The 3,955-nt window shown below is 79.1% G+C and carries 4 protein-coding genes and 1 pseudogene; all 5 read right to left on the bottom strand.

The genetic code is table 11. From position 1 onward, the window contains the following. Positions 1–1,506 (bottom strand): DUF7286 family protein (locus tag K933_RS11925; protein WP_449240088.1); only part of this gene is annotated, 1,506 nt, incomplete at its 3' end. Then, positions 1,503–2,378, bottom strand: a complete 876-nt coding sequence (locus K933_RS11920) for a DUF7284 family protein (RefSeq protein ID WP_152529820.1) — start codon at positions 2,376–2,378, stop codon at positions 1,503–1,505. The genes K933_RS11925 and K933_RS11920, both read right to left, overlap by 4 nt. Beyond that, on the bottom strand, positions 2,375–2,746 hold the full coding sequence (locus K933_RS11915) for a DUF7285 family protein (RefSeq protein WP_023394984.1): 372 nt from the start codon (positions 2,744–2,746) through the stop codon (positions 2,375–2,377). The genes K933_RS11920 and K933_RS11915 overlap by 4 nt, the downstream gene beginning before the upstream one ends. A 79-nt stretch (positions 2,747–2,825) precedes the next feature. Continuing rightward, positions 2,826–3,293, bottom strand: coding sequence for a DUF7283 family protein (locus tag K933_RS11910; RefSeq protein WP_023394983.1), 468 nt, complete (start codon positions 3,291–3,293; stop codon positions 2,826–2,828). A 47-nt stretch (positions 3,294–3,340) separates the two neighbouring features. Then, positions 3,341–3,955: pseudogene (locus K933_RS18395) on the bottom strand (type II secretion system protein); the annotation flags it as partial.

Here is a 3,955-nt window from a genome sequence, read left to right as displayed (position 1 = left end):
GGGCACGCTCGACAGCGCGGGACCGTCGAGCGCGCCGCCCGCCTCAAACACCGGGTCGGTCGGCCGGTCGGGACCCGCGAGGCCGGGGTCGTACGCGCCGCGGAGCGACAGCGTGACCGCGTACCGCTCGCTCCACTCGACGGTCGTCCGACGGGTCCGCGTCCCGTTCGTGTCGGCGTCCGCGTTCACCCACGTCCGCGTCTCGGTTCGGTCGACGCGGACCGTCCGGCGGTAGGCGGCGAACGTCCGCGGGTCGGCGGTCGCCCCCCGCGTCCGCGAGACGACCGTCCGGTCGGCGGTCGCCTCCGTGGAGACGAGCGCCCAGCCGTCGCCGGGCGGCGCGGGGTCCGGCCGCCCCCCGGTGTCGACCGCCCGCACGCGGACCCGCCGCGTCGCCTCCGCGCGGTAGGCATCACGGAGGGCCGCGTCGAACCCGTCGTCGAGGAACGCCGCGAACGCGGTGTCGGCGGTCGCGTTCACGTCGACGGCGAGCGAGTCCCCGGCGGCCGGCGACGCCGTCGACGCGAGCGCGTCAGCGGAGCCGTCGTCGGGAGCGTCCGCGGAGGCGGTCGAGGCGGCTGACGCCGTCGACAGCACCGCGTCGGTCCACGCCGGGCCGGACCGGGTCGCCGGGCCGAGCAGGTCGGTCGTGCCCACCCGCCCCGTCGCCCGGACCAGCGCCGCCCGGCCCGCGGGGTCCGCGCGGCCGAACGCCGCCCGCTGTTCGCGGAGCGCCGCGCCGTTGGCCGACAGTTCGACGTGGCGGTTGGCGAGCACGTTCTCGACGGGCGCGCCGCCGTACTGCGCGAGGCCGCGCGCCTCCGCGAGCAGGGCGAGCCGTCCCGTCAGCCGCCGACCCAGCCCCGGACCGCCGAGCGGCCCGGCGTTCAGCCGCCGTTCGTAGCGGGCCGTTCGGTCGTGCATCGCCAGCACGGGGAGCGCGACGACGACCGAGAGGTCGGTCCGCTCGCGGGCGACGACGCGACCGTCGGCGCTCCCGCCGCCCCGCCCGCCGGAGCGAGCGACGACGGAGACGTTCCGGACGGTGACGCGCGTCGCGGCGCCGCCGTCGACCGACTCCACCGCGACCCGACGCTTCGCCCCTCGGAGGTCCGCCGCGGACTCCACCGCCGGGAGCGACGCGGTGGCGGTCACGCCGCCCTCCGAGACGGCCGCGTCGGCGAGGGCGTTCTCGACGGCGAGGTAGGTCCGGAGCCGCAGCGAGTCGCGGAACGGCGTCGAGTCGTTCAACGCGCGACCGGCGGACGTGTTCGCCGGCAGGGTGACCGGGTTGCGCGCCGCCTCGCGGGCGGCCGCGGCGGCGGCGGTCCTGACAGCGGGTCGGGCGGCGGACTCCGCGCGGTCGAGTGCGGTGTCGGCCGCCTCCGACGCCGCGACCGGCCCGCGGAGCGCGAGCGTGTGGGCGTACGCGACGCTGCCGAGCAGGAGGACGACGCCCACGAGCGCGAACGGGACGCGCCCGCGGCGGTCGGAGACCAGGGTCACGCCGACCACGTCCTGACGACGACTACCGCGCGGTCGGGGTCGACGCTCGACGCGGCCGCGTCGGGCGAGTCGAACCGCGCGCGGAGGTCGGTCTCGACCCGCGCCGCGACGGCGGGGCGGAGGCGGGCGTTCGCCGCGCGCGGCCCGTCGTCGAGGGCCGCGCTCGCGTCGGTGCCGTACGCCGCGTCGGCCCGGCGGTACCGGTGCTCGACGAGTCCCGGCAGCGGCGCGTCGCCGTGGAGCGCGAACCGGAGCTCCGACGCCGGAAACATCCCCGCGACCAGCCGGTCGGCGGTCGCGTTCGCGGTCCGGTCGAACGCCGCCGGCGCCTCCGGAGTCGCCTCGGCCGGCCGCTCCGTCCGGCTCCGGTCGGGGAACGCTCCGAGCGGGACCGTCACGCGCGCGGCGTGGACCGTCGTATCCGCCGGCGGCGCGGGACCGACGGCGACGCGTCCGCCGAGGTGCGCGCCGGGGTACGGTTGCCAGCGGGCGACCACCTGCGTCCGCGCCGGGAGCGCGCGGGCGACCGCCGCGCGGACCGCCCGTCGGAAGTCGGCGTCGGTCCGGACCAGCGGCGCCCCGTCGACCGAGGCGTTCCGGAACGCGGCGCGCGCGAGCAGGTCCGCGAGCGTGCCGTGTGCGACCCGGTTGAACTCGGGACCGCCGGTCCGGTCGAGACCCGCCGCCTCCGCGCCGGGCGCGAGCGAGTACGAGACGTTCGCGGTGGTCGCCGAGACCAGTTCGGCCACCGCGTCGGCGCGGTCGGGCGAGGTCGGGTCGGGGGCGGTCCCGGACGGGACGCCGACGACGGTCACGGCGGCGGCGCTCACGAGCAGGAGACACAGCGCCGCGTCGAGCGTCGTACTGGTCACGACCACACCACCACCCGGAGGGCGCCCGGCCGGACGCGGCCGGGACCGAGACGGACCGCCACGGACCGCGACGCGCGGTCGGCGGCCGCAGCGTCGGAGCCGCCACCGGGACGTGCGTCGCCCGGCGGCGCGGGACCGACCACCCACGACCGTCCCGCGGCGCGGAGCGTCGCGTTCACCTCGTAGCCGTCGGGACCGGCCGCCCGAACCGCGGCCGGGAGTCGGTCGGGGGCGACGACCCCGCCGGTCACCAGTTCGTCGTGCGCGCGCTCGACCGTCGGCGGCGCGAGCGAGCGGTCGGGGTCGCCGGGCGCCGCGTCCGTGAGGACGACCGCGTACGCGCCGAGGCCGAGGACGACCGCGAACACGGCCGCGAGCGCCGCCGTCGGCTCGGTCTGTGCGCGCTCGGGGGAGCGGCCGAGAGACCGACCGCCTCCGCGTACGGACTCAGACCGCGGCGACGAGCGCGACATCGACACCTCCCCACGCAACGTGTCGGACGACCAGTCGGTCGGCGGCGACCCACCCCGGCGGGGAGTCGCGGGCGTCCGCGACGGCCGCCGCGAACCCGTCGGAGGAGTCGAAGACGGCGTCCGGGTGCCGGCCGCGCGCGACCCGGACGAGCGGGCCGTCCGCGACGGCGACCACCGGGCCGAACGCGAACCGGGCGTGGGCGGCGCCGGCGTCGTCGCGCAGGTCGAGACCGTCGGGGCGGACGCGGACCGCGTCGGCCGCGAGGCGGTACTCGCCGTCGGCGGGCGCGTCCGCGGCGGCGACGCCGTCGACCAGGTCGGCCGGCGCGGACGCGTTCGGCGGCGGGGCGGTCGGGAGTCCGGCGGCGACGGCGAGCGTGACGGTGGCGGCGGCGGCGACGCCGAGCCACGCGTACCACGCGTCGACGGGTGCGTCGAACATGGGGCGGGTGGTCCCGGTATCGTACTTAAACCCTCAGCCGCGGCCGCTCACAGCAACAGCCCCGCGCCGACGACGCCCGCGAGGAACGACCCGGTCGCCGTCAGGAGCGCGAGGCCGATCCGCCGCGCGAGCAGCGCCCGGTCGAGACCCCGCTCGACGCCCGTCGCGAGCGCCGTCAGGAGGACGGCCAGGAGGAGGACGTACGCACCCACCGCGGGACCGAGCACGGTCGGGGGGAGCGGCGCGGCGCCGCCGAACGCGCTCGCCTCGGCCGCAGTCGCCGTCGCCGACCCCGCGCCGGTCGCGGCGGCCAGGCGGCCGGCGAGCGCGACCGTCGCGCCCCCGACCAGCGGGCCGAACAGCGCGGCGGTGTTCGTCAGCGTCTCCGTCACCGACGCGAGTTCGCGACGGGCCGCCCGCTCGTGCTCCCGGAGGTCGTCGAGCCGTTCGGCGTGGTCGACGAGCGCGCCGCCCGCGGGTCGTCCCTCGCGGGCCGCCACGGCGAGGAGCGCGGCCGCGCCGCGGAGCCGCGGGCTGGTCGCGTCGGCGAACGGGCCGTGGTCGCCGCAGAACGCGCGGCGGACGCCCACCCGGAGCGCGCGTCGCCGGCGCGTCGCCTCCGCGAACGCCTCGCCCGCCGAACCGGGGAGGTCGTCGCCGGC

This window comes from Candidatus Halobonum tyrrellensis G22, from assembly GCF_000495475.1.
GTDB classification, from domain to species: domain Archaea; phylum Halobacteriota; class Halobacteria; order Halobacteriales; family Haloferacaceae; genus Halobonum; species Halobonum tyrrellense.
The sequence above is the reverse complement of the archived record's forward strand: the minus strand, read 5'-3'. Positions and strand labels throughout refer to the sequence as shown.